Source organism: Flagellimonas lutimaris, assembly GCF_051494225.1.
GTDB classification, from domain to species: Bacteria; Bacteroidota; Bacteroidia; order Flavobacteriales; family Flavobacteriaceae; genus Flagellimonas; species Flagellimonas lutimaris_A.
Genome location: NZ_JBNPYE010000001.1, coordinates 106,759 through 131,971, shown reverse-complemented (window position 1 = coordinate 131,971; position 25,213 = coordinate 106,759). Strand labels below are relative to the sequence as shown.

Sequence of the window (25,213 nt, the reverse complement as noted above, 5' to 3'; positions counted from 1 at the left end):
GTTGAAGGTGCTTTATCAATTAAATATAAAGATTTGACATCAAACCGTTTGAATGATAATTTCTTTTTACAATGTCTAACAAAAGAAAAGTGAATGACTACGATTAAAATTATAAATTAAACTGATGGTTTTTTATACTTTTATGCTCTAAATTTATAATTGAATGACGATTACCCAGCTACAATATGTATTGGCCGTAGCAGAACACAAGAACTTTACCTTGGCCGCAGAAAAGAGTTTTGTCACCCAACCTACCTTGAGCATGCAAGTGCAAAAATTAGAGGACGAACTCGATGTCCTCATTTTTGACAGAAGCAAAAAACCAATCACCATAACCGAGGTCGGTCAAAAAATTGTAGATCAGGCCAAGAATATTGTTGCCGAGGCAGAACGAATCAAAGATATTGTTGATCAAGACAAAGGATATGTTGGAGGAGATTATACCCTTGGAATAATACCTACAGTAATGCCCACATTGTTACCTATGTTCTTAAATGCTTTCATAAAAAAATATCCCAAGGTAAACCTGATTATAAAGGAACAATCCACGCAAACTATGATCAAGAACGTTATGGATGGTCATTTAGATGCAGGAATTGCCGCTACACCACTTGAAATAGAATTTATAAAAGAACGTCCATTATATTATGAACCTTTTGTGGGGTATGTGCCAAAAAATCATCGTTTGTCTTCTGAAGCTGAATTAACTACAGACCATTTAGATATTAGCGATATTCTTCTTTTGCAAGATGGACATTGTTTTAGAGAGGGTGTAATCAACCTTTGCAAGGCTTCCAAAACTAGACTCGGAGAGCAATTTAAAATAGAAAGCGGAAGTTTTGAAACCTTGGTGAGTTTAGCGGATGAGGGTATGGGCATGACATTACTTCCTTATTTAAACACCCTTCATTTGGAGAAAGACAAAAAAGAAAACCTAAAGACTTTTAAAAACCCGGTCCCAGCAAGGGAAATAAGCTTGATTTATCACAAAAGTGAACTGAAAATACAGATTACCGACGCTCTTAGAGAAGTGATATCCAGCATCGTCCGTGGAGCCATTGCTTTTCAAGACGTGAAAATCATAAGCCCACTGTCCAAAAATTAAAAGAGCCGCTGAAAAGCGGCTCTAGTTAGTGTTTATGCTTTTAACAATAATAATGTTGGTTGTAATTCTGGTTTGTCCACAATATAAAATTGCAACCAGATTCTAAGTTCATCAACTTCACTGGGTAATAATCTAGTAATAGCTTTCTTAAGTTCCCTAGCGAAGAGTTTAACATCAAAACTAACCTTTTGTAGGATGGTTTTGGTGTAATCTAACATGGCTCTAGGCATATTAATTTGATTAAATTGGGTAATTGGTTGTCTTCTAAATTAGTAAAAAAGATGTTTATAAAACCTAAGTTCCAGTTAAAAATTGAATAACTTGGTGTTAAAATCGATGAACCGCACAAATGCATAGATTGCAAAGAAACTCATTTAAGGTGTTGATAATCAACATCTTTATGTTTATTTTTTTATTGACTGGATGTAATTCAATAAAAAAAACACTGGACTCCCAATTAGAAAATAAGCATCTGGAAAGTTCCTTTCATGGTCTTGTGGTAATCGATGCAGATACCAAGAAAGAAATCTACAATCAGAATGGCAACAAATACTTCACCCCTGCCAGCAATACAAAGATTGTAACCTTTTACACGGGATTGAAATTACTACCTAAAAACATTCCTACGCTGAAATATGCCGTGGCCAACGATACCTTGTTTATTGAAGGTACAGCTGACCCGTCTTGGCTTCACCCCTATTTTAAGGACAGTACAGCAATACATTGGTTAAGAAACCAGCAAACCATTGCACTTTATACCAAAAACCGTAATGAGAATCGTTATGGACCAGGTTGGGCCTGGGAAGATTATGACACCTATTTTTCACCTGAAAAGTCCGCCATAACCCTATACGGCAATGTGGTAACCATTTCCAATATTGAAGGATTGGATGTTTCTCCCAAAACTTTCTTTGATAAAACATCGGTGAAGGATACTACCTTAAAACGGGTGGAATTCCGCAACCAATTTTACATTGCCCCAACAGAACAAGATACTTTGGAAGTTCCCTATGTAACAGATGATAGCCTTACTCAAAAACTGTTGGAATCAGCGGTTGGGAAAAATATTTTCTTGAGCCCGCATTTCCCGGAGGGCAAAAAGCAAACTTTGTATGGCATTGAAACCGACTCCATATACAAACGCATGCTTTTTAAAAGTGATAATTTTTTGGCCGAACAATTGTTATTGGCCGCCTCGGGTATTCTTTCCGATACCCTGAGGTCCAAAAATGCTATTGATTACATGCTTGAAAATGAATTATCCGATTTGGAACACCAACCACGTTGGGTAGATGGTTCGGGACTTTCACGATATAATTTGTTTACCCCAAGGTCCTTTGTTCAAATATTAGAAAAACTGCACGAAGAAATTCCAGAGGAGCGCCTTTTCTCCATTTTTCCGATGTGGGGACCAGACAGCACGGTCGAAACATGGGAAGACCCGACTACAGAACCATTTCTCTTTGCCAAATCGGGATCTGTGGGCAACAACTATAATTTAAGTGGATATGTGAAGACGAAATCGGGCAAACTGCTCATTTTTAGTTTTATGAACAATCATTTCCGTATTCCATCTGCTGAAATAAGGAAAACAATATACGCCACGATGAAAAACCTTTATGAAAATTACTGATGGAAAATATTGTTCACTTGAGCGTATTGCAGTAACATAATGGTCTTGGCATCTTTTATTTCACCCGTTTTCATCATTTCGAGTGCTTCTGTAAAATCGAGCTCCAACACCTCAATGTTCTCGGTTTCATCCTCAGCACCACCACCTTCGCTTACTTTCATGGCATCATTGTATTCACCAATAAAAAAGTAGAGTATCTCTGTAACCGAACCGGGTGACATGTATGCTTCCAAAACCTTTTCCACCTTGTCAATTTCATACCCGGTCTCCTCCTCCACTTCCATTTTAATGGTCTCCTCTGCATTGCCTTTTTCCAACAGTCCAGCGCAAGCCTCAACCATCATTCCATCCTTGTTGCCATTTAAATAAGTGGGCATTCTAAACTGTTTGGTCAATACTACCTTCCCTTTTTCCACATTGTAAAGAAGTATGGCCGCCCCGTTGCCACGGTCGTAAGCTTCACGTATTTGTTTTTCCCATTCTCCATCTTCTTTTTGATACTCGAAAGTTACTTTGTTCAAAGTATACCAATTGTCGGATAAAATCTCTTTTTTGATATTTCTTACATTTCCGTATTTCATGGTCCGGTTTAAACAGTTACTGCTTGGTTTAAATACTGGCGAAAAGGAAGCATCTCTTTGTACACCTCAATGATTTTTTTCTTGAAATCGTCGCTGAGAACATCCGCTCTCGTCAACCCATATTCCACAGCGAAGGTTTTATTGCGCAATAATTCGATATGTGGATGGTCATTGGAAAATCCTTTGGGTGATGACACTAGCTTCTCGTCTTCGTAAAGTCCACCGAACATTTTTTTGAAAGATGGCTTATCCAATATCTGTTGCAGCTCCTCGCCATTATAATCGATGGCATCGCGGATACTGCGAAGGGTTTTGGAATCGGGTCGCCAACGGCCACCTGCCAACAAACAATGCTTAAGTCCAATTTCGATATAAAAATCGGCTGAATCAGGAGCCTTGTCCAAGCCCGCACCAAAATGATCCTTGTAAATAGGCTTGTTTGGATGGAACATCAAATTATTGTTGATTCGATTGATGCCTTTTTTGCCGGGAGTTGGGTAATAATCGTCGTGGAGCTGGGCCATGGTCATATCCAAATCATCCAGCCAAGTGATATAATCATTGCGAAGGGATTTGTACCACTTGCGGTTCGCATCCATCCATTCCTTATTATTGTTTTGTTGTAGTTCTTCCAGAAAGTGGAACAGGTCGTTGAAATTCATATCCGCAAAAGAACTAATTTTTTTCAGATATAAGACATCAGCCTTCAGATATCAGATTCTGACTTCTGACTTCTGACTTCTGACTTCTGACTTCTAAAAATCTAGAATCTATTATCCCCATCAAGCAAATCACCAAGACCACCCAAAATGCTACCTTCGCCTTTATCTTTTCCTCCACCACGAGGTGCAGCGGCCCACACACGGCTGGCCAATCTACTAAATGGTAGAGATTGGATATAAACGGTGCCAGGACCACGAAGTGTAGCAAAGAAAAGTCCTTCCCCACCGAATACCGAATTTCGGATACCTCCGATGAATTCAATATCATAATCCACGGTATGGGAAAAACCAACAATACAGCCCGTATCTACTTTTAAGGTCTCGCCAGGTGCCAATGTTTTCTTGGCCATGGTTCCGCCAGCGTGCACAAATGCCATTCCATCGCCTTCCAACTTTTGCATAATGAACCCTTCGCCACCGAAAAAGCCACGCCCCAAACGTTTGGAGAATTCAATGCCTATAGAAACACCTTTGGCCGCACATAGGAAAGCATCTTTTTGGCAGATGAACTTGCCTCCTTTTTCAGAAAGGTCAATAGGAACAATTTTACCCGGATAGGGCGAAGCAAAGCTTACCTGTTTTTTTCCTTGGCCAACATTTAAAAAGGCGGTCATAAAAAGGCTCTCTCCCGTGAGCAAACGCTTACCTGCAGAGAACACCTTGCCCAAAACACTGGTATCTTGGTTGGAACCGTCGCCAAAGATGGTATCCATTTTAATATCGGAATCCATCATCATAAAAGTGCCTGCTTCGGCAACCACAGCTTCCTGTGGGTCCAGTTCTATTTCCACATATTGCATTTCTTCGCCGTAAATGTGGTAATCTATTTCGTGTGCGTTCATTATTTGATTGTTTTTTGATTTCTGTTTATATGTTGGGAAAATGGTTGTTTTGTTACAGTTTAAGGAAATCCGATGTACTCCAACTTTTTACCTTAGCCTTTAACCATAACTATCCCTTCACCTTGACCGTCCACTCAAAATGAAAAGTGGATACTTCTACCCCATCTTGGTTTACCCCTACCGCTTTCATCCAGCATGTTTGTCCCTCACCAGTTTCTACGGTTTTTTGAATGGCATCGGCAATCAATTCACCATCCTCACACGTAAAGTTGATTCTCCCCGTAGCTTTTTTGGTAAAGGTAGCTTTGTTGTTCGCCACGAGCATGGATACTTTTTTACCGCTCTTCTGGATTTCGTTCATCACCAATGCACCCGTACTTAGCTCGGCAGCCATTCCTTGAACGGCCCAAAACATGGATTTAAACGGATTTTGGTTCATCCATTTATGCTTTACCATGGTAATTGCTTTTTTTTCATCAATATACTTGAGCCGTACCCCGCACCACCAGGCTGAAGGAAGCTTTAAAAACGTGAATGTGTTGATTTTACTGGGTGTCAATGCCATAACTTAGGTTTGTTTGGCTTAAAAATAGGCAAAAAGATGATACTTATAATTGTTAATTTTATGTTAAATTATAGTACTTTGTTTTGCATAGTACTGTCTTTTGGATATATATTTGCATGGTAAGCTAATAGGTTAACCCCTTTACAATCAAAAAACATCAATCAAAAATGGCAACTACAATCACCAAACACGAACGAAATTTATCCGCGATCATCCATGCGTCCATGTTCTCGAAGTACTTTATTCCTTTCGGGAATTTTATACTCCCTTTGATACTATGGACGGCCAATAAGAAGCAGCATGAGTTTGTGGATTATAATGGTAAACAGGCATTAAACTTTCAAATTAGTATGTTGCTTTATTCCATCGTGGCAGGTTTGATCACCATTCCTTTTTTTATTGGATTTTGGCCAGACCTGTTCGATTGGAATTTTTTCGGGTTTCACGACCTGAGCGATTTGAACAACCTAAACATTCATATAGATAGTGATAATTTTAGGTTAGGACGACTGATTTGGCCTGTGGGCATATCGGGATTATTACAGGTGTCCCTTGGTATCGTAAACATTGTGTTTACCATTTTGGCCACAATCAGAACCAACGAAGGAGAATATTTTAAATATCCCTTTACCATTAAATTCATCAAGTAATATATATAAAGGAGCTTAATCACCTCCACAGCAATTATCATCAATCAAAGAAAAACGGAGTTTAACCATCAATCAAAAAACGAAAAAACATCAAATCATCAATCAAAGAACCGTTTCCACTCCCCTGCCCAATTCAGGGGAATGGAGTGGAAACGTTACCAAACAAAGTTTGGCAGAACAAAAACGAACAGTTAATTTAATAGAACCATGAAATTATGAACATAGAAAACACAAAAGCACAGATGCGCAAGGGGGTTCTAGAGTATTGCATCCTGTCCATCCTAAGGGATGACGACAAGTATGCCTCAGAAATTCTGGGAGCCTTAAAGGACGCAAAGATGTTAGTAGTGGAAGGTACCATATATCCTTTGCTCACAAGGCTAAAGAATGCTGGATTGCTCAACTATCGTTGGGAAGAATCCACATCGGGACCACCCCGCAAATATTACGCCCTTACAGAAACAGGCCAGTTGTTCCTTAACGAACTTAATGGTACCTGGGATGAACTTAGAAATGCAGTCAATCTGGTAACCAACACAAAATAGAATCAAAAAATGAACAAGACAGTAAATATAAATTTAGCAAATACGCTCTTCCACATAGACGACGACGCGTATAACAAGCTGAGACGGTATCTGGAGTCCATAAGACGGTCATTTTCAGGTACCAAGGGAAGCGACGAGATCATTGCCGATATCGAGGCAAGGATTGCCGAGCTCTTTTTGGAGAAAATGGAGAACGAGCGACAGGTAATCACCCATAAAGAGGTAGACCAAGTAATCGAAGTAATGGGGCAACCCGAAGATTATATGGTCGATGAGGATATTTTTGAGGACGAACCCAAAAAATCCCATGCAGAACCTGCCGGTAGGGCCAAAAAGCTATATAGGGACGTAGACCATAAATATATCGGTGGTGTTTGTGCCGGTCTGGAACATTATTTGGGTATTGACTCCCTATGGATAAGGCTCATATTTATCCTTATGGCCATTTTCACCAGTGGTTTTGGTCTAATCGCCTATATCCTGCTTTGGATTTTGGTTCCCGAAGCTGCTACCACCTCGGAAAAATTGGATATGCGGGGGGAGCCCGTCAACATCAGCAATATAGAACGCAAAGTTAAAGAGGGGTTTGATGATGTTGCCGAAAAAGTAAAAAGTGTTGACTACGACAAAGTGGGCAACAAGGTCAAAAGCAGCTCCAAGACCTTTTTTGATACAATCGGGGACATTATTCTGTTCCTTTTTAAAGTGTTCGGTAAGTTCATAGGCATCCTATTGATCATCATCGGGGCATCTACTTTAGTAGGTCTGTTCTTCGGTCTGTTCACCGTGGGTATGTTCGATGCGGTTCATGTTCCGGGTATTGATTTTTATGAGATCGTGAACACCTCCGGAGCACCAGTTTGGGTTGTATCCATCTTATTGTTCTTTGCTGTGGGCATACCGTTCTTCTTCCTACTTTATTTAGGACTGAAGATCTTGGTAAACAACCTAAAGTCCATTGGTAACATTGCCAAGTTCGCTCTTTTGGGGCTTTGGTTGATATCCGTGGGTACACTAATCGTGCTGGGCATACGCCAAGCTGCTGAATTCTCTTTTACCGGAAGTGTAAACGATAGAAGTGAACTGGTCATGGAAGTTCCCTCCGATACCTTGATTATTAAAATGAAGGATATTGACATGGATTACAGCAGAGACGATATTCATTTTGGTAGAATGACCTTTGGTTATGACGAAAATGACAAGCGTGTATTGATGTCAGACGAAGTTGACATCAAAATCAGAAAGTCGGATGACGATACCATGAGTGTTGCCGTGAGAAAAGATGCTGATGGAAGTTCAACCCCTGCAGCGCGTGACCGTGCCAAAAATATTGAGTATGGTTACACAGTTGATGGAAACGTAATTGTACTGGACAAGTATTTGGTTACGGATATATCCAACAAGGCTAGAAACCAAGAAGTAACGGTGACCATTTACGTACCTGAATCCAAAACGGTACATTTTGATAATTCCACAAGCAGATTTGTTGGACGTGGTATAAAAAATGACCAAGGTTATTACAGAAGTGGTTTGGTTGGACACCATTGGTTAATGGGTGATGATGGGGAATTAAATTGTTTGGACTGCCCTATTTCGGATGAAGATGATGAAGATTCAGATGGAAATGGCAAGATCATTATCAATGAAGATGGTATCGATATCGACATTAAGGACAATGAAGATTCCTTTGAAATGAAAATCAATGAAGATGGCATAAAAGTTAAAGCAGGGGAAAAAAGTAACAATTGAGGCACCTAAATCGTCAATTGGGTAACTCAAAGTTTATAAAACACATAGTATAACAGACATTTACACTGAATTTATTTTCAGTATTGAACAAATTATTTATCAAAATCAATCAATTGATGCCCAGTCAAGCTGAGCATAAAAAACAACAATCATGACAACACTAGCAAGATTAGCAATCGCAGCACTCCTATCCTTATTTGCATCCTCATGCATGATGGATATGAACTTTGGAAACGGAAAAACGGGTAACGGTGAAGTAGTAGAAGAAACTCGTAATATTACAGAAGAATTCGACGTTGTGTTGGCTTCGGAAGGTATTGATGTTTTCGTAACACAAGGCTCGGAATTTAAAATTTCCGTAGAAGCCGACGAGAACATTATTGACCTTATCGGGACCGATATCAAGGATGGAAGACTTAAAATCCATGCTATAGAGAACATTGGAAGAGCTACCAAAAATGTTTATGTGACCCTTCCAGAGATTACGGCATTGGAAAGTTCCAGTGGAGCCGACCTTATTGCCCAAAATGTGATAAAGGCAGAGAACATTGAACTTGATTCCAGTAGCGGTGCCGACCTTCATGTAGAAGTAGTGGCAGGTGAAGTTTCTGCAGATGCCAGTAGTGGTGCCGATATCAAGATTTCCGGTCAGGCAGATGCGCTTTTCGCCGATGCCAGTAGTGGTTCAGATATTAAGGCACAAGACCTGATGGTAAAAAGATGTAACGCAGATGCCAGTAGTGGTGCCGATATCTCCGTAAATGTTTCGGAGTCCTTGGTGGCCGATGCCAGCAGTGGAGCGGATATTAAATATACTGGGGAGGCAAGTGTCCAAACCAAAAAATCTGTTTCCGGAAGCGTTCGCAAATATTAATCCATTCCCTTTAAATATGCAAAGGCCCACTGATTTTTCAGTGGGCTTTTGTCTTTATTATGTTTAGCCGAAGTCCTATCTTAGCATGACTCAATTCATAATAACCCATGCAGATAACGCTTAAAAAGTATACGCTTCAACTTGCCCACACCTTTACCATTTCGAGAGAATCCAGAGACGAACAGGATACATTGATTGTTTGTTTGTCGCTTAATGGGCAAACAGGTTATGGCGAAGCCACTTCCAACCCATACTATAAAATTACCATAGAAGGGATGATGGCAGAAATAGAAAATGTCAGAAAGCAAATCGAAGGTTATACTTTTGACACTGCTGAAAACTTTTATGAGCATTTAGAATCGTTAGGCCTCCATAAATTTACCCTTTGCGCCCTGGATTTGGCCGCAAACGACCTGTATGGCAAACTTAAAGGCAAACCGCTCTACGAAATCTGGGGTGCCAATACCGATAAATATCCCATTACGAATTACACCATCGGTATTGACACTATTGAAAAAATGGTGGCCAAACTCCAAGAAAAACCTTGGCCCCTGTATAAAATCAAATTGGGAACCCCCGACGATGTTGCCATTGTAAGGGAACTCAGAAAACATACAGATAGTATTTTCCGAATCGATGCCAACACAGCATGGACCGCAGAGGAAACTATCAAGAATGCCCCTTTATTAAAAGAACTTGGCGTAGAGTTTCTGGAGCAACCCCTTAAAGCTGATGATTGGGAAGGTATGGCTTTGGTCAAGGAGCAATCCGTTCTTCCCGTTATTGCTGATGAAAGCTGCATTGTAGAAAGTGATGTGGAGCAATGTGGCCCCTATTTTCATGGCATCAATATTAAATTGACCAAATGCGGAGGGTTAACTCCAGCAAGACGCATGATTAATAGAGGTAGGGAATTAGGGCTACAACTGATGGTAGGCTGCATGACAGAATCTACCGTGGGAATTTCCGCCATAGCACAATTATTGCCCCAGCTCGATTATGTGGACATGGATGGCGCTATGCTGTTAAAAGGAGACATTGCAACTGGGGTAAAAATCCAGGAAAATGGCAAAGTTATTTTTCCAAAGTTGAATGGTAGTGGAGTAGCGTTGCTATAATGGCTTATTCAATATCTCACATTCCGGACAGACAAATCTTAATCGATGGCAAACCTTATTTATATTTTGGCGGCACCTCTTATTTAGGACTTCAAAACTATGAGCCCTTCAAAGATGTATATCTTCAAAACGTACTGAAATATGGTATGCACTATGGCGCATCACGAAAGTCCAATATATCGCTAGAAGTATATGGCAAGGCCGAAAACTATTTGGCGAAATGGGTGGGCAGTGAAAGTTGTCTTACGATGTCCTCTGGTTATTTGGCGGCACAATTGGTAGTTCAGACGCTATTGGAAAAAGGGCACACGGTATTTGCTGCACCGCATGCCCATACCGCACTTCTGATAAACGGTGTAAAGACAGCATCAAGTATGGATGAATTGGGTCGGCTTGTATTGAAAGAGGTTGATAAGAACAAACTGTTGCCCGTTGTACTTTTTGATACTATTGATTTTTCAGGTCATCAATATCCCGATTTTAAAAGTCTTACAAAGCTCCCCTTGGATAAAGTGATTTTAATCGGTGATGATTCCCATGGAATTGGAATCGTCGGCAATTATGGCGATGGTTGTTATCGGATGCTTAAATTGCTAAACTCAGCTAAATTGATGGTTTGTTGTTCCTTGGGCAAGGCTCTGGGTATACAAGCAGGAGCCATTTTTGGAGACGAAGAAGATATTCAATTATTGGAATCTACAGCGTTTTATGGTGGTGCAAGTCCAGCATCGCCTTCATTTATGGGGACACTATTGGATGCCAAAGAATTGTTTTCCGAACGATTGCAAACACTCAAAACCAACTACCTTTATTTTAAATCACAATTAAAAAAACCATCATTTTTCAACCATATGGAAGGCCATCCAACCTTCGAGTTTCAGAATACCGAAGTTGCATCTGCCCTAAAGAATAATGGTTTTGTCTTTACCAACTTTAACTATCCCGATGAAAACGGACCTATGGTCAGTCGCATTGTTTTGAGTGCATATCACAAAAAAGCAGACACTCAAAAATTGGTAAAAAGCCTGAACAGACTTGCAGGTTAATCAGCATATCTCATTAATTGGTTATTTTGCAGACATTGACCCAACTCAAACAAAATAAAATTAGTTTATGACATTTCCTTCTTTCCGTATAGCTGGATTCCATTTTCTTGTACTGCTTACGATTATTTTTTCTGCTTGTAAAACAGACGTGGCAACAACCCCTAATAAAGTGGATGATGTAATTTCTTCCCTTAAGGAGACATACGCTCCAGATAAACGCGTAGCTCTTTTTGCTATAGAATCAAAGGAAAGTGCCTCCGGCTATATCATCAAGGGCAAAACAAATTTACCAGAAGCACTGAACGCTTTGCACCAAGAATTGAAAGCTAAACAAATTGCCTATACAGATAGCATAGAGGTACTGCCAGCTACTAATTTGCAAGGAAAAGTTTATGGGGTCATCACCAATTCTGTAGCAAATTTAAGGTCCACCCCTTCCCATTCTTCAGAATTGGTGACGCAGGCTACTTTAGGAATACCACTGAACGTATACCAAAAAGATAGAAGCTGGTACCAAATTCAAACGCCTGATAAATACCTAAGTTGGGTAGACGGCGGCGGTATAGAATTGATGACCAAAGCTGAATTTGATGCCTGGCAGGCATCAGAAAAATTGATCTTTACCAAAATTTATGGAAACTCCTATAAGAACACTGATGAGCAATCTCAAGTAGTCTCGGACCTTGTAGCAGGCAACATCCTAAGTTTAGTCTCGGAAAAAGCATCTTTTTATGAGGTGAAATACCCAGATGGAAGGATTGCCTTTGTGCCTAAATCGGATGCAGTACCATATTTGAAATGGAAATCAAACTTGACCTTTGCAAAAGAAGATTTGGTAGAAATTTCCAAAACCATGCTTGGTGTACCCTATCTATGGGGAGGAACTTCCATAAAAGGTGTGGATTGCAGTGGTTTTACAAAGACCATTTATTTTATGAACGGCATGATTATACCTCGTGATGCTTCGCAACAAATACACGAAGGAATTTTAATTGATGACTCCAAAGAATTTGGCAAGCTTATTCCAGGTGATTTACTCTTTTTTGGAAGAAAAGCTACAGACTCGAGTCCAGAACGTGTGATCCATGTAGGGATGTGGATTGGCAACAATGAATTTATCCACTCTTCTGGAAAGGTTCGTATTAGTAGCATGGATAAGGAATCAGAAAATTTTGACGAGTACAATTACAACCGTTACCTGCGTACCAAGCGCATTTTGAACGAGATTGATGAGGGGCTCATCTATTTAACACAAAGCGAGGTTTTTTAGATTCAAAGAACACGGGTGTTTTAATGCCGAACATTTCTTTGATTTTGTCTAAAGAAGCTCATTATCAATTTCTCAAAAATAACATGAAAAACATGAATTAGATTCATCTTTGAGCCATAATAATTTAATAATGTTAAAATTTATTCTTACCTTTTAGATATTCTAACACTATTAAAAGTAGGGCATTATGAAAAAATCAGTTTTACTTTTCACTCTCGTTTTTGTTTTCTTGATTGCAGGAAGCTTTAAAGGAAACGAAACAACCAATCCAAGTATTGAAGGTACTTGGGAGTTACAAAGTTTTTACAACTATGATGGAGAAAACGTAATTGATACCATTAAAAAATCGGATGGATACAGACAGGTTAAAATGTATTCCAAAGAAAAAATTATGTGGACCCGATATGTGCCTGATGATCCCAATGGAAGATTTGGGTATGGTTCTTATAGGGTAACGGACAACACTTTGATTGAAGTTATTGAATATGGTGACGACAATATGATGAAAGCATTGGATACCATGCGAAACTTTACGTTCGAGCTTATTCTAAAAGAAGATACATTCAGTCAAATTACCGTTGACTCGGATGGAAACAGAACTTTTTCAGAGAATTACAAGCGGATTGATTGAGTTACAATCAACAAAAAAGGCACTGATTTCCAGTGCCTTTTTTATTTTCTAATGTAATGGTTTTTACGATGCCAACATTTCCTTGCTCTCAACAGCTGCCAAGTATCTTTCTGCATCTAATGCGGCCATACATCCCGTACCCGCAGCAGTAACCGCCTGTCGGTATATTTTATCCTGCGCATCGCCACTTGCAAAAACACCAGGCTTGTTTGTTTTAGTGGATTTTGGTTGGGTTGTAATGTAACCTGTTTCATCCATATCCAATTGTCCTTTGAACACATCAGTATTGGGTTTATGTCCAATAGCAATAAACAATCCCGTTACTGGAATTTCTTCTTTCTCCCCAGTTTGGTTGTTCACCATCCTAATACCTTCTACGACTTGATCTCCCAATACTTCGTCCACTTCGGTATTATACCGGATTTCAATATTATCAATACTATTTACTCTATGTTGCATGGCTTTTGAAGCTCGCATATGATCTTTACGCACCAACATGGTCACTTTTGAACAAATATTTGCCAAATAAGATGCTTCTTCTGCTGCAGTATCCCCTGCTCCAACAATGGCTACATCCTGACCTTTATAGAAAAAACCATCACAAACGGCACAAGCAGATACTCCACCTCCCCTTAAGCGCTGTTCGCTAGGTAAGTTCAAGTATTTGGCAGAAGCTCCAGTAGAGATAATAACGGTTTCTGCTTCCAATTCCGTAGCGTTATCTACCGTAATTTTATGAATACCTCCTATCTCATCGCTTAGTTCTACAGCAGTTACCATACCGATTCTTACTTCGGTGCCAAACCTTTCGGCCTGTTGTTGCAACTGCATCATCATGGCAGGTCCATCGATTCCCTCTGGATAGCCTGGAAAGTTATCCACCTCGGTAGTGGTGGTCAACTGACCGCCAGGTTCCATACCCGTATATAATACTGGTTTTAAATCTGCCCTAGAGGCATAAATCGCCGCAGTATAACCTGCTGGCCCTGATCCAATAATCAATGTTTTGATTCTTTCCACTTGATCTGACATAAATCTTCTTCCTGAAATGTTACTTTACAAAAGTAGGTTTTTTGTCCAAAAACTTACACCCAAGATTTTTTTGGTTTTCTTAAAAGATGTGAACAATTGTGAATGAAGTGGTCTTATGGCGCTATTTGAAAGTCCTCTGAATAAAAAAGAGCCGTAAAAACGGCTCTTTTTCGAAAAAGTAGGTCAAATTTATGGGAACATAAATTGATTACGAAAACCGTTACAACCAAGGGGCTCAACCTCAAAAACCCCTTGGAGCAACGTAAACCTTGTTAGAAATAAGATATTAGGTAAAGAACACTGAGTACCCTATAATCACCCCATCCTATTGAAGGTTTTAACTTAAGCTGTAAAGCTTTGCGTTAACTGAGACAAACATACTATAGTCCTTTGATTCGGAAGGGGTACAATTAACAAATGGGGCTTCTCCGTTAACGGATGCCCGTTTTCAATTTATATTCGGATATTTAGAGTGCTGTGTAAGAAAATACATCTAAAAATAGGTAGCTTGTTGAATTCCAATCAATTGAAATCCATAGATGGATTTATTGTTTGTATTTCAGTTTTTTCTCGATGGTCTCGATCATAACATTGGCAATATCTTTTCCAGTAGTATTTTCGATACCTTGAAGTCCAGGTGAGGAGTTTACTTCCAACAACAAAGGTCCTTTGTTGGAACGAATAAGGTCTACCCCTGCAACATCCAAATTGAACACTTTTGCAGATTTGATGGCCAATTTGCGCTCCTCTGGGGTTATCTTAACTTTTGCCGCAGCACCGCCTTGATGAATATTTGCTCTAAACTCTCCCTTTTGCGCCGTTCGTTGCATAGAAGCGACCACTTTTCCATTCACCACAAAGCAACGGATGTCATGCCCATTGGCTTCCTTAATGAATTCCTGTACCAAAATATTGGTCTGTACACTTTTAAAGGCATTGATTACACTCTCGGCAGCCTTGTTGGTTTCGGCAAGAACCACACCTTTACCTTGGGTACTTTCCAGCAATTTAATAATCAATGGAGCTCCACTCACCATACGAATAAGGTCTTTGGTATCCATTGGAGACTTGGCAAAGCCCGTAGTGGGTATGTGAATATCATTTTTTGAAAACAATTGGGAGGCAAAAAGCTTATCTCTAGATCTACCAATGGAGTCGGCCGAGTTCAAACAATATACCCCCAAGGTATCAAACTGTCGCAACAGGGCACAACCGTAAAAAGTTACGGCAGGTTTTATTCTTGGAATCACAGCATCGAACTTATCCAAAATGTTTCCGCCCCGATACCTGATTTCAGGAGTAGCGGCATCCAGTTTCATATAAACGTGCTCCACATTCAGAAAAACCACTTTATGGCCTCGCATTTCACCGGCTTCAATAATTCTTTTGTTGCTGTAAAGGTTCGGATTACTTGCCAAAAGTCCTAGGCGAAGTCCCTTCTTTTCTGTCGTAAAGGGTTGGTATTTTTCGTCAAACTCTTCATCGGAAATATCACCTTGCACAAAACTTTGGGAAGGATCCACCAAATATCTACCATTGATCGCCTCACGACCCAGTAACATACGGTATTCCATGGTATCCCTATTGGCCAGGGTCAATTCAATTTCAAAAGCATCGCCATCAATATTTACTTTGGTTTTGATTACAGGACGCTCCTCTGCAATACCTTGCGAACTTTTAACGCTGCGCACATCGAACAACTTGGCCTCACATAATATGGAAATACTTCTGTTGTCTTGAACAGGATTTACCTCGAACCGTACCCACTCTTCCAATCCTTTATTAAAAATCTTGATCTTACTGGCTTGAATGGATGATGTTTTTGCTCCGGAATCCACTCTGGCCTTTATGGCCGGAATTCTCAAATCATCAAACTGGCACCATTCTTCGCTACCCAATATTTTAAAATCGCTCAAAACTACTATGTATTTAATTGATTAATCGCATAATAAACAAGTCCACGACCTCGACCAAGATCAAAATTATAATGATCCACTCGAGCCTACTACTTTCCCTATGGTCCATAATATTCATGAACAGGCTTAGATTTTCTTTGATCACAACACCTTGCTCCTTTATATTTCGGTACCGTTCCTTTAAATCAAAGATTTGTTTTAAACCTTTGTCCAATCGGTCGAGTTCCTGATCTTCCCACACTACTTCGTGGGAATCAAAAATATAGAGGTTTTCAGAAATTTGGTTGTTAATGTTCAATACCTTGGCAATATGCCTTTTCAACTTCTTTCCTCCTATGTCCAACTTTCCATTTTGTTCCAGATAGGTGGTGTGCTGTCGAGTTTCCTTCATCGCCTGGTCCGATAGCCCCGCAAAATGGTCCAAGGCCACCGATTGTGACAAATGCAACAATGCCAAACGTATACCTTCCACATTGGATTTTAGCAAAATCAACTTGTCATTATCTATCACTGTCTTTTCGTGGTCGGGCACCAATTCCATTTTCATGGTCTCGGTAATGTCGGATTGCCTCCATTCCTCACAAAACGGTTTGATTTCCATCAAAAGTTGTGATATTTCCCCTTCGGTGTACCCAAAAAAGGAAACCACACCATATCGGAAGACATAAAGGTAACGTGATGCATCGGAATAAAAAAGCTCATCCCTGTCGCCAAAAACAAGTTCCTTGTTCAAAGCGCTCCTGCATGCTGGAATATTGATACTCGCTGCCAAGTGCAGGGCCATTGCTTTTGATACCATTGTGGTAAGTTGTTAGATGTAAATATTGATATGATTAAAAACCGTCAGTTCGAGTTTTTTCAGAAGGAAAAAGTATCGAGAACCAGGTTCATGCTTACAAAAATTTTTCTCATACATTTTTTGACCTGCGGTTCAAAAACACTCGAAATGACCATTCTTCAGCAAAATGTGCTTTAGACTGGTATTATTCTTCTTCGGAACCTTCCAGTTCTTCGGTATCCAAAGATGGCTCATCATCCTCGTTTTCAGATTCTTCGTAATCCTCCATGGCCATTACCAAACGTTTACTTACTTTGATCAAGTAAGCAGTGTCTTCGGTGCGAACCTCAACGCATTCCACTACTTCGTTACTAGCATTTCTGTAAGTAACAATGTCATCATCATCGTACCCATCAGGGAATTTTTCCACAAGAAGATTGAGGATGTTATTATCCAGCTTTTTATAATCAACTATCACTCTTTTTAAAACAGTTGTTTGTGCTTTTCTCATGGTTACATGTTTAAAAGGTAAGCGAAAATCAACGGTGCAACGATGGTCGCGTCTGATTCTACGATGAATTTGGGCGTATCGATATCCAGTTTGCCCCAAGTGATTTTCTCGTTGGGCACAGCTCCAGAATATGACCCATAACTTGTGGTGGAGTCACTGATTTGGCAGAAATAGCTCCAAAATGGGGTTTCTGTTTGTTCCAAATCCTGATAAAGCATCGGTACAACGCATATAGGAAAATCCCCTGCGATACCTCCGCCAATCTGGAAGAATCCAATACCATTCTCCGAGTTTTTGGAATACCATTCAGCCAAAAAGGTCATGTACTCAATACCTGATTTCACGGTGCTCGCTTTTAGCTCTCCTTTAATTACGTAGCTAGCGAAAATGTTCCCCATGGTACTGTCTTCCCAACCTGGGACCACAATAGGCAGGTTTTTTTCTGCTGCTGCATACATCCAAGAATCCTTGATATCTATTTCGTAGTACTGTTCCAAAACACCGGAAAGCAATAATTTGTACATAAACTCATGCGGAAAATAACGCTCTCCATTTGCTTCGGCTTCTTTCCAAATATCGTAGATGTGTTTTTGCAGTCTTCTAAAGGCTTCTTCTTCGGGAATACAAGTATCTGTAACTCGGTTAAGACCTTTCTCCAAAAGGTCCCACTCCTCTTGCGGGGTAAGATCCCTGTAGTTAGGTACTCTTTTATAGTGACTATGTGCCACCAAGTTCATTAAATCTTCTTCAAGGTTGGCTCCTGTGCAGGATACAATATGAACTTTATCGGTACGGATAATTTCCGCGAATATTTTGCCGAGCTCGGCAGTACTCATTGCCCCTGCCAAGGAAACCAACATTTTGGAACCCTTGTTTAATTGGTCTTCGTAGCCTTTGGCCGCATCTACCAAGGCGGCAGAGTTAAAGTGCAAAAAGTACTTTTGTATGAATTGTGATATTTCTCCTTTGTTGCTCATCATAATTGATATGTTTTTGGAATTTTTGAAGCCTTTGTATTTGCTTCAAATCTTTACTCCGTGAATTCGTTGTTTTCTGAAAATTTATAGCTCAGCATCTTGTAGTAGAGTTTTGCTGCCAGGAAATCTGATGATTTGTCGATATCATTCGGACATAACTCCACAATATCAAAACCAACCACATTCTTTTCTTTAAAAACCCGACGCAAAAAGTCAAGGGTTTCGTACCACAGCAATCCGCCCGGTTCCGGTGTTCCAGTTGATGGCATAATGGATGGGTCAAATGCGTCCAAATCAAAAGTGATGTAGACATTGTCCGTCATTAAATCCAACGCAGCATCCATCCAAAAATCATCGGAAACCATCTCGTGGGCAAAAAACACCCTATCACGATCCATTACCAATGTTTCAGCATGGTCCATGCTGCGAATACCCACCTGTACCAAATTGGTAGTCTCGTTGGCTTCATACAGCGCACAAGCGTGATTGTATTTTGTTCCTTCGTACTCTTTGCGCAAATCAGCGTGGGCATCAATCTGAAGTACGGTGAGGTCTTCAAAACATTCATTAAAAGCCCTGATGGAACCAATAGAAATGGAATGCTCCCCCCCCACCATAGTTACCAACTTATTTCGGTTAATGTATTCTTTCACAATTTTGTGCACTGCCTCAACCATAGTGTCTGGAGTTTCAAAATCGGCTACGGCTTCTGCCAAGTAAATTCCTTGCTTGTACACCTCGCTATCCGTTTCAATATCGTACACCTCCATATTTTCTGAGGCTTCCAAAAAGGCTTCCGGACCTTTGTCCGCACCTTTTCCCCAAGTACTGGTACCATCATAAGGAACTGGTAACAATACTACTTTGGCCTTTTCGGCCGTGCCGTATTCCTTTGGAATACCAGCATATGTTTTTTCTGTTTTCATCTTTTATGATAATTCCTTTTTTAATTATTGCTTGGCACTGACAATTCATTGGCCTCTACCAGCACCTCTGCAGGTTTTTTGCTTCCATATCCCAAAATCGATAGAAACTCGCCAGCGGTTTGCTGCTCGGCAAACACTGAGGTTTTTATATTCCCTTCCTCGTCTTTTTTAATGAGAATATGTTTTGGGGTGGGAATCAAACAATGCTGTAATCCTCCAAAGCCTCCAATGGTTTCTTGGTAAGCCCCTGTATTAAAGAAACCAATGTAAAGCGGCTTATCTTTTTTGTATTTGGGAAGGTAAATAGCGTTCATGTGCTGCTCCGAGTTGTAGTAATCGTCGCTATCGCAAGTAAGTCCACCTAAAAGTACACGCTCGTATTCCTCGTTCCAGCGGTTTACGGCCAACATAATGAACCTTTTACTGATTGCCCAAGAATCGGGCATGGTGGTTATGAACGATGAATTGATCATGTTCCACTTTTCGCGGTCGTTTTGTTGCTTTTGATACAGGACTTCATAAATGTTTCCGCTACTCTCACCAACCGTAAAGCTTCCAAACTCGGTAAAAATATTTGGAACGTCCACTCCTGCCTCATCACACGCCTGACCTATTTGATGAACAATTTCATCCACCATATAGGCATAATCATAATCGAACACCAAGGAGTTTTTGATCGGGAACCCACCACCGATGTTAAGGCTATCCAAAGTAGGACATTCTTTTTTTAAGTTGATGTATACCTTTAAGCATTTTAATAGTTCGTTCCAATAATAGGCCGTGTCTCTAATACCCGTGTTGATGAAGAAATGAAGCATCTTCAACTCGACTTGGTCGTTGGGCTTTATGGATTGATTGAAGAAAGGAACAATATTCTTATAACCAATACCTAATCTAGAAGTATAAAACTCAAACTTGGGTTCTTCTTCTGATGCAATTCGGATACCGATTTGGAATTTTCCTTCTATTGCTTCTCCCAACAAACTGATCTCCTCATAGTTATCAATTATTGGAATACAGTTACGATGCCCCCCGTTGATCAGTCCGGCAATATTTTGAATGTATTGATCACGCTTAAAGCCATTGCATATCACATAAGTGTCTTTTGTGATTTTACCTGCACTCTTCAAATGCTCCACAATATTAATGTCAAAGGCTGACGAAGTCTCGATATGAATATCGTTTTTCAGAGCTTCGTTGAGCACATGCTCAAAATGGGAGCTTTTAGTGCAATAGCAGTAGTTGTATTTACCGGCATAGCTATGTTTTTCAATAGCTGAGTTGAACCAACCCTTCGCCCTTTGGATATTATCCGATATTTTGGGCAAATAGGTAAACTTCAATGGCGTTCCATAACGCTGCACCAACGCATCGAGATCAATTCCGTGAAACTGTAATTTGTTGTCCTTTAATTGAAATTCCTCTTGTGGGAAATCATAAGTCTGCTCGATTAAATCGATGTATTTCGTTTTCATTTGAATTTCGTAATGATGTAGTAATAAAATGGATAAACAATCAGTCTGAAAATGGGTGATTCTCAGATACGAAATTCAAATACGGTATAGGGTACAAAGTAAGGCTCCCGCGAAAAATCACGGTTAAAATGATGTAGTTCTTCGAAAGTCAGCCCGTGTATTCGGTGTCTTAATCTTAAGACGGCTTTTTGGGTAGACTTTCTTATCCCCAAAAGCCCGAACATGAAAAAAGTCTTCAAAGCTTATAGGCAATGCGTCCAGAAATAATGGACTCATTTATAGAGCAAACATAGATAAAAAATTGACATGACAATTTTTTTTATGAAAAATTTTATCTATTTCAACTAATTGAATATCAATATTTTATATTTATAAATTTAAAAATAGTATTGTCACATAAAAAAACTGGCCAGTAGAAAACATCTACTGGCCAGTTACTATTTACATTTTTAAATCAATATGATTTAACCCACCAATGGCGGCTTATCATTTATGAATGGTTGTTTGTAGTAACGTCTTCCCGTTGCCTTGTACAAAGCATTGGATAATGCTCCAATGGCCGGTGGCAGTGAAGGTTCACCCAAACCGGTCGGGTCTATGCCATTATCCACAAAATGTACTTCTATATTTTTGGGTGCTTCGGAATGGCGCATGAGACGATATTTATCAAAATTGGATTGCTCCGGTCTACCGTCCTCAAAGGTCATGGCGCTAAAGGTCGAATGACCAATACCATCGATCATACCTCCTTCTATCTGGTTTTTGGCGGCCAATGGATTAATTACGATGCCGCAATCCACCGCGCACGTTATTTTATCAACCCTTGGCATATCGCCACCGTCTTCCAGTTCCAACACTTGGGCCACATAGGAATTATGGCAGTAGTATGCCGCAACACCTCGTGCTTTACCTGTTTCGGAGCCCCAATTGGCTTTTTCCTTAACAAGTTTCAACACGCCGGCATATCGTTCTGGGTCGTAATCGTTCTTTTCCGGGTCGCCTACAGGATTGTTGATCGCTCTATCAAATAGCTCCAAACGGAACTCCAATGGATCTTTTCCGGCAGCTTCCGCTACCTCATCCATGAATGCCTGTTCTGCACCTGCGATAAAGTTAGACCTTGGTGCCCTCCATGCTCCTGTTGTCACATTGGTTTGTAAACTATGCTTTTCTGCAAGATAATTGTCCACAGCCCCTGCTGGGAAGCGATTTTCAAAAATCAAATCATCATTGGTACCTGCTCCACGCACATGCCAAGCGATAAGATTTCCATTTTCATCTAGTCCAGCTTTGTATTTTACTTTGTAAGATGGACGATAGGTACCTTGGGTCATATCATCTTCCCTGGAATACACCAATTTAACGGGAGCATTCATTTTTTGGGAAATTGCAGCTGCTTCTACAGCAAAAGTCCCATACAAGCGACGACCAAAACCTCCACCCATACGGGTCATCATAATATCTATCTTTTCTGCCGGCATACCCAATCTGGATACCAATGTTTGCTCTAAATATTCCGGAGTTTGTATTGGACCAAGCAATTCAGCCTTTTCTGGCGTAACATGTGCAAAAAAGTTCATGGGCTCCATAGTGTTATGGGCCAAATAGGGTGCTGAATAGGTGCTTTCCACAATTTTTGCGGCTTTTTTGAAAGCTGCTTCCACATCCCCATCCTTTCTTGCCGGCTCTTCTTGGGCTTTATCCAAAAGTGATGCAAGGGCTTCGTCATGGTAAGAAGTGTTCTCCAATTTAGATACTTCTTCCCATTCCACATCCAATGCTTTTTTTGCTTGCATGCACTCCCATGTGCTATCCCCCACAATGGCAACCAATTCTGGTATAGCACCTCCATCCGACCATTGCTTTTCAACATCTTCAGGGTATGCTTCAAAGTGAAAGACATCTTTTATTCCGGGCATCGACTTTACCGATTCTGCATTCATGCTCTTGAACTTCATACCAAAAGCTGGTGGATGAACAATCATGGCCGTCAGCATCCCTTCTTTATAAACATCCAATCCATACAAGGGTTTACCGGTAACAATCTTTTTACCATCCACGTTTTTCTTGTCTGTACCAATAATGGAAAAGTCTCCATTATCTTTCAACTGAACTTCTTCGGGTACTTCAATACTGGTTGCGGCAGAGGCCATTTCTCCATAGCCTGCCGAATTTCCACTTCCTTCATGGGTGAGTACACCATCCTTTGTTGTAATTTCATCTGCAGAAACGCCCCAAGCTTGCGCTGCGGCTTCTTTCAACATATGCCTTGCGGTGGCTCCCGCCATTCGTAAACTTTCCCATCCTTGTCTAATGGACTGGCTGCCTCCTGCCAATTGTCTTGTAAAAATATCAGTGTTCAGCGGAGCCTGTTCCACCAATACATTTTTCCATGCTACGTCAAGCTCTTCAGCCACGATCATAGGCATGGATGTTTTTACGTTTTGACCTATTTCAGGGTTAGGTGACATGATGGTTACCATGCCATTATCCCCCACTTTAAGGAAACCGTTGAGATCAAACCACTCATCTGGCAGGCTGTTTACCTGCTCTGGAGTCATTTTACAAGAAGCTAACCAGCTAAACCCGATAACAAGTCCACCACTAGCCAATCCTGTATTCCTAATAAAGGCACGTCGTCCTATTTTCGTCTTTACAAGTGTCATTATACTAGTTTTATGGGTTATGATTTAGCCGCTAGTTTCACGGCCTTTTTGATTCTGGTATAGGTACCACAACGACAGATATTGCCGTTCATGGCCATTTCAATTTCTTCGTCCGTTGGGTTTGGATTTTTATCCAAAAGTGCTGAAGCGGTCATAATTTGACCGGCTTGACAATACCCGCACTGGGGTACATCCACCTCTAACCAGGCTTTTTGCACTGGGTGGTCGCCTTCTTCAGACAATCCTTCTATTGTTGTGATTTTAGAGTTCCCTACGGATGAGACTGTTAGCATGCAAGCTCTTGTCGCTGTTCCATCCAAATGAATGGTACAGGCACCGCATTGGGCAATACCGCATCCATATTTTGTCCCTACTAAATTTAAGTGGTCCCGCAGAACCCAGAGGACCGGAGTGGACGGATCCACGTCGACCTCTTGTTCTTTTCCGTTGATGTTTAGTTTAAATGTTGCCATAATGTTGATTAATTCCCTTTGAAGTTAAAGATTTCTTACAACATATGACACCGTAACTTAAAACATCACTATAAAATTAACATTGTTTTTAGTTTTTTTGAGACTACTTAAAACCAGTATAAATAACTGATTTGAAAGAAAGTAAATCTATAGGGTTTAAACCCAAACCAATCAATATTTCAGTCGAGCAAAAACAGGAAGGTGATCCGAAGGATATCTGCAATCTTTGGAGTCGCTCAAAATAGCACTTTTTAGCACCTGAAACCTAGAAGAAACAAAAATATAATCGATTCTTCGCTCCACGGGTTTAGTGAATTCAAAACCGTTAAATGTTCCCTCGGGGCCAAAGGCATTTTTACCTGCGGCGATGTGCGCATCTGCCATTTCGGCCAAAATTACTTGCACCCCTGGGCTATCACTTTCCAAATTGAAATCGCCCGTTAAAACCACCGGATAGTTTTCGGTGTTCAATTCCTTTATTTTTTTAAGAATGAGTTTGGAGCTTTCCTCTCGAGCCTTTACTCCAACATGATCAAAGTGAGTGTTGAAGACCATAAACCTGGTCCCATCACTTTTGTTTACGAAAACACCGTATGTGCAAGTCCTTGGCAGGGCTGCATCCCATCCTTTGGATGGTTTATCTGGGGTAAGGGATAACCAAAACGTAGATTGATCAAGAAGTTTTAACCGTTGCTTATTATAAAACACAGCCGTATGCTCTCCTCTTTCATCACCGTAATCACGTCCCACACCAAAATAAGCGTAGTCTTGCAATCCTTGATCCATCTCCTTAACTTGATGAATTAATCCTTCCTGAACTCCAAATACATCGGGATTATAAAAATTGAGTTGGGAGATTAGAAACTCCTTTCGATTGTCCCAATTGTTTGGGGCATCATCTGGGTTGTCATATCGAATATTATAAGAAATAACGTCAATAGTTTGGGCCTGAACACTTAGTATTGGGCCCACTAGAAATAAAAATGGTATTAAGCTTCTCATTGGTTGTTTGTTCCCTCGGGTATTAAGTTTTAAAAATGACTCTGCAAACTATTCATTTTTTAGGGTACCAAGGTTACGATATCTTTATATTCTTTCAACCTCCCATTCTTTCCCGTTGATGCGAAA

25 protein-coding genes are annotated in these 25,213 nt (G+C 40.3%); 10 read left to right on the top strand and 15 right to left on the bottom strand.

Annotation, left to right across the window (positions count from 1 at the left end; all coding sequences use genetic code 11):
- Nucleotides 1–163: 163 nt before the first annotated feature.
- Nucleotides 164–1,105, top strand: coding sequence for a LysR substrate-binding domain-containing protein (locus tag ACQQ5U_RS00595; RefSeq protein ID WP_437394967.1), 942 nt, complete (start codon nucleotides 164–166; stop codon nucleotides 1,103–1,105).
- A gap of 32 nt (nucleotides 1,106–1,137) precedes the next feature.
- On the opposite strand, the gene ACQQ5U_RS00590 is transcribed toward ACQQ5U_RS00595, so the two are convergent.
- Complete coding sequence (locus ACQQ5U_RS00590) at nucleotides 1,138–1,335, bottom strand: hypothetical protein (protein WP_437394965.1); 198 nt, start codon at nucleotides 1,333–1,335, stop codon at nucleotides 1,138–1,140.
- Between the two features lie 170 nt (nucleotides 1,336–1,505).
- Between ACQQ5U_RS00590 and ACQQ5U_RS00585 the strand changes: the two genes are divergently transcribed.
- Complete coding sequence (locus ACQQ5U_RS00585) at nucleotides 1,506–2,738, top strand: D-alanyl-D-alanine carboxypeptidase (RefSeq protein WP_437394964.1); 1,233 nt, start codon at nucleotides 1,506–1,508, stop codon at nucleotides 2,736–2,738.
- On the opposite strand, the gene nudK is transcribed toward ACQQ5U_RS00585, so the two are convergent.
- The 4 genes from nudK to ACQQ5U_RS00565 all read right to left on the bottom strand — a co-directional run bounded on the left by nudK (nucleotide 2,732) and on the right by ACQQ5U_RS00565 (nucleotide 5,448).
- The gene (gene nudK / locus ACQQ5U_RS00580) at nucleotides 2,732–3,319 is read right to left on the bottom strand and encodes a GDP-mannose pyrophosphatase NudK (RefSeq protein WP_437394962.1); all 588 of its coding nucleotides are present in this window, start codon (nucleotides 3,317–3,319) and stop codon (nucleotides 2,732–2,734) included. The two genes, ACQQ5U_RS00585 and nudK, sit on opposite strands and share 7 nt — an antisense overlap.
- An 8-nt stretch (nucleotides 3,320–3,327) precedes the next feature.
- Nucleotides 3,328–3,981, bottom strand: coding sequence for a DUF2461 domain-containing protein (locus ACQQ5U_RS00575; protein ID WP_437394961.1), 654 nt, complete (start codon nucleotides 3,979–3,981; stop codon nucleotides 3,328–3,330).
- A 101-nt stretch (nucleotides 3,982–4,082) separates the two neighbouring features.
- Complete coding sequence (locus tag ACQQ5U_RS00570) at nucleotides 4,083–4,883, bottom strand: TIGR00266 family protein (RefSeq protein WP_437394959.1); 801 nt, start codon at nucleotides 4,881–4,883, stop codon at nucleotides 4,083–4,085.
- A 109-nt stretch (nucleotides 4,884–4,992) separates the two neighbouring features.
- A complete protein-coding gene (locus ACQQ5U_RS00565) occupies nucleotides 4,993–5,448 on the bottom strand; it encodes a DUF4442 domain-containing protein (RefSeq protein ID WP_437394957.1) in 456 nt (151 codons plus the stop codon).
- Nucleotides 5,449–5,615: 167 nt separating this feature from the next.
- On the opposite strand from ACQQ5U_RS00565, the gene ACQQ5U_RS00560 reads away from it, so the two are divergent.
- From ACQQ5U_RS00560 to ACQQ5U_RS00525, 8 genes are all read left to right on the top strand, one after another.
- Nucleotides 5,616–6,098 carry a DUF4870 domain-containing protein gene (locus ACQQ5U_RS00560; RefSeq protein ID WP_437394955.1) on the top strand — a complete coding sequence of 161 codons (483 nt, stop codon included), beginning with the start codon at nucleotides 5,616–5,618 and terminating at the stop codon, nucleotides 6,096–6,098.
- Between the two features lie 215 nt (nucleotides 6,099–6,313).
- Entirely contained in the window at nucleotides 6,314–6,643 is a 330-nt protein-coding gene (locus ACQQ5U_RS00555; protein WP_119608048.1) for a PadR family transcriptional regulator, read from the top strand.
- Nucleotides 6,644–6,652: 9 nt separating this feature from the next.
- A complete protein-coding gene (locus tag ACQQ5U_RS00550; RefSeq protein WP_437394954.1) occupies nucleotides 6,653–8,392 on the top strand; it encodes a PspC domain-containing protein in 1,740 nt (579 codons plus the stop codon).
- A 151-nt stretch (nucleotides 8,393–8,543) separates the two neighbouring features.
- On the top strand, nucleotides 8,544–9,266 hold the full coding sequence (locus tag ACQQ5U_RS00545) for a head GIN domain-containing protein (RefSeq protein ID WP_437394953.1): 723 nt from the start codon (nucleotides 8,544–8,546) through the stop codon (nucleotides 9,264–9,266).
- A gap of 107 nt (nucleotides 9,267–9,373) precedes the next feature.
- On the top strand, nucleotides 9,374–10,384 hold the full coding sequence (locus tag ACQQ5U_RS00540) for a dipeptide epimerase (RefSeq protein ID WP_437394951.1): 1,011 nt from the start codon (nucleotides 9,374–9,376) through the stop codon (nucleotides 10,382–10,384).
- Nucleotides 10,384–11,430 (top strand): pyridoxal phosphate-dependent aminotransferase family protein, encoded by a 1,047-nt coding sequence (locus ACQQ5U_RS00535; protein WP_437394949.1) that lies wholly within the window; start codon nucleotides 10,384–10,386, stop codon nucleotides 11,428–11,430. The genes ACQQ5U_RS00540 and ACQQ5U_RS00535 overlap by 1 nt, the downstream gene beginning before the upstream one ends.
- A gap of 67 nt (nucleotides 11,431–11,497) precedes the next feature.
- Nucleotides 11,498–12,700, top strand: coding sequence for a C40 family peptidase (locus tag ACQQ5U_RS00530; RefSeq protein ID WP_437394948.1), 1,203 nt, complete (start codon nucleotides 11,498–11,500; stop codon nucleotides 12,698–12,700).
- A gap of 187 nt (nucleotides 12,701–12,887) precedes the next feature.
- Nucleotides 12,888–13,331: a hypothetical protein gene (locus ACQQ5U_RS00525; protein WP_437394947.1), complete on the top strand. Its 444-nt coding sequence runs from the start codon at nucleotides 12,888–12,890 to the stop codon at nucleotides 13,329–13,331.
- 63 nt (nucleotides 13,332–13,394) lie between these two features.
- Here the strand turns inward: ACQQ5U_RS00525 and trxB are convergent, their stop codons facing one another.
- The 10 genes from trxB to ACQQ5U_RS00475 form a co-directional block, all read right to left on the bottom strand.
- Entirely contained in the window at nucleotides 13,395–14,363 is a 969-nt protein-coding gene (gene trxB, locus ACQQ5U_RS00520; RefSeq protein WP_437394946.1) for a thioredoxin-disulfide reductase, read from the bottom strand.
- Nucleotides 14,364–14,908: 545 nt separating this feature from the next.
- On the bottom strand, nucleotides 14,909–16,279 hold the full coding sequence (rimK, locus tag ACQQ5U_RS00515) for a 30S ribosomal protein S6--L-glutamate ligase (RefSeq protein ID WP_437394945.1): 1,371 nt from the start codon (nucleotides 16,277–16,279) through the stop codon (nucleotides 14,909–14,911).
- Nucleotides 16,280–16,292: 13 nt separating this feature from the next.
- A complete protein-coding gene (locus ACQQ5U_RS00510) occupies nucleotides 16,293–17,078 on the bottom strand; it encodes an RMD1 family protein (protein ID WP_437394943.1) in 786 nt (261 codons plus the stop codon).
- A gap of 184 nt (nucleotides 17,079–17,262) precedes the next feature.
- Nucleotides 17,263–17,568 (bottom strand): hypothetical protein, encoded by a 306-nt coding sequence (locus ACQQ5U_RS00505; RefSeq protein WP_437394942.1) that lies wholly within the window; start codon nucleotides 17,566–17,568, stop codon nucleotides 17,263–17,265.
- Nucleotides 17,569–17,570: 2 nt separating this feature from the next.
- Nucleotides 17,571–18,545 (bottom strand): deoxyhypusine synthase family protein, encoded by a 975-nt coding sequence (locus ACQQ5U_RS00500; RefSeq protein WP_437395885.1) that lies wholly within the window; start codon nucleotides 18,543–18,545, stop codon nucleotides 17,571–17,573.
- 53 nt (nucleotides 18,546–18,598) lie between these two features.
- On the bottom strand, nucleotides 18,599–19,471 hold the full coding sequence (speB, locus tag ACQQ5U_RS00495; protein ID WP_437394940.1) for an agmatinase: 873 nt from the start codon (nucleotides 19,469–19,471) through the stop codon (nucleotides 18,599–18,601).
- A 20-nt stretch (nucleotides 19,472–19,491) separates the two neighbouring features.
- Nucleotides 19,492–20,946 (bottom strand): arginine decarboxylase, encoded by a 1,455-nt coding sequence (locus tag ACQQ5U_RS00490; protein ID WP_437394939.1) that lies wholly within the window; start codon nucleotides 20,944–20,946, stop codon nucleotides 19,492–19,494.
- Nucleotides 20,947–21,410: 464 nt separating this feature from the next.
- Nucleotides 21,411–23,612 (bottom strand): molybdopterin cofactor-binding domain-containing protein, encoded by a 2,202-nt coding sequence (locus ACQQ5U_RS00485; RefSeq protein ID WP_437394937.1) that lies wholly within the window; start codon nucleotides 23,610–23,612, stop codon nucleotides 21,411–21,413.
- 17 nt (nucleotides 23,613–23,629) lie between these two features.
- Nucleotides 23,630–24,085, bottom strand: a complete 456-nt coding sequence (locus ACQQ5U_RS00480) for a (2Fe-2S)-binding protein (protein ID WP_437394935.1) — start codon at nucleotides 24,083–24,085, stop codon at nucleotides 23,630–23,632.
- Nucleotides 24,086–24,256: 171 nt separating this feature from the next.
- Entirely contained in the window at nucleotides 24,257–25,087 is an 831-nt protein-coding gene (locus tag ACQQ5U_RS00475; RefSeq protein WP_437394934.1) for an endonuclease/exonuclease/phosphatase family protein, read from the bottom strand.
- Nucleotides 25,088–25,213: the final 126 nt, after the last annotated feature.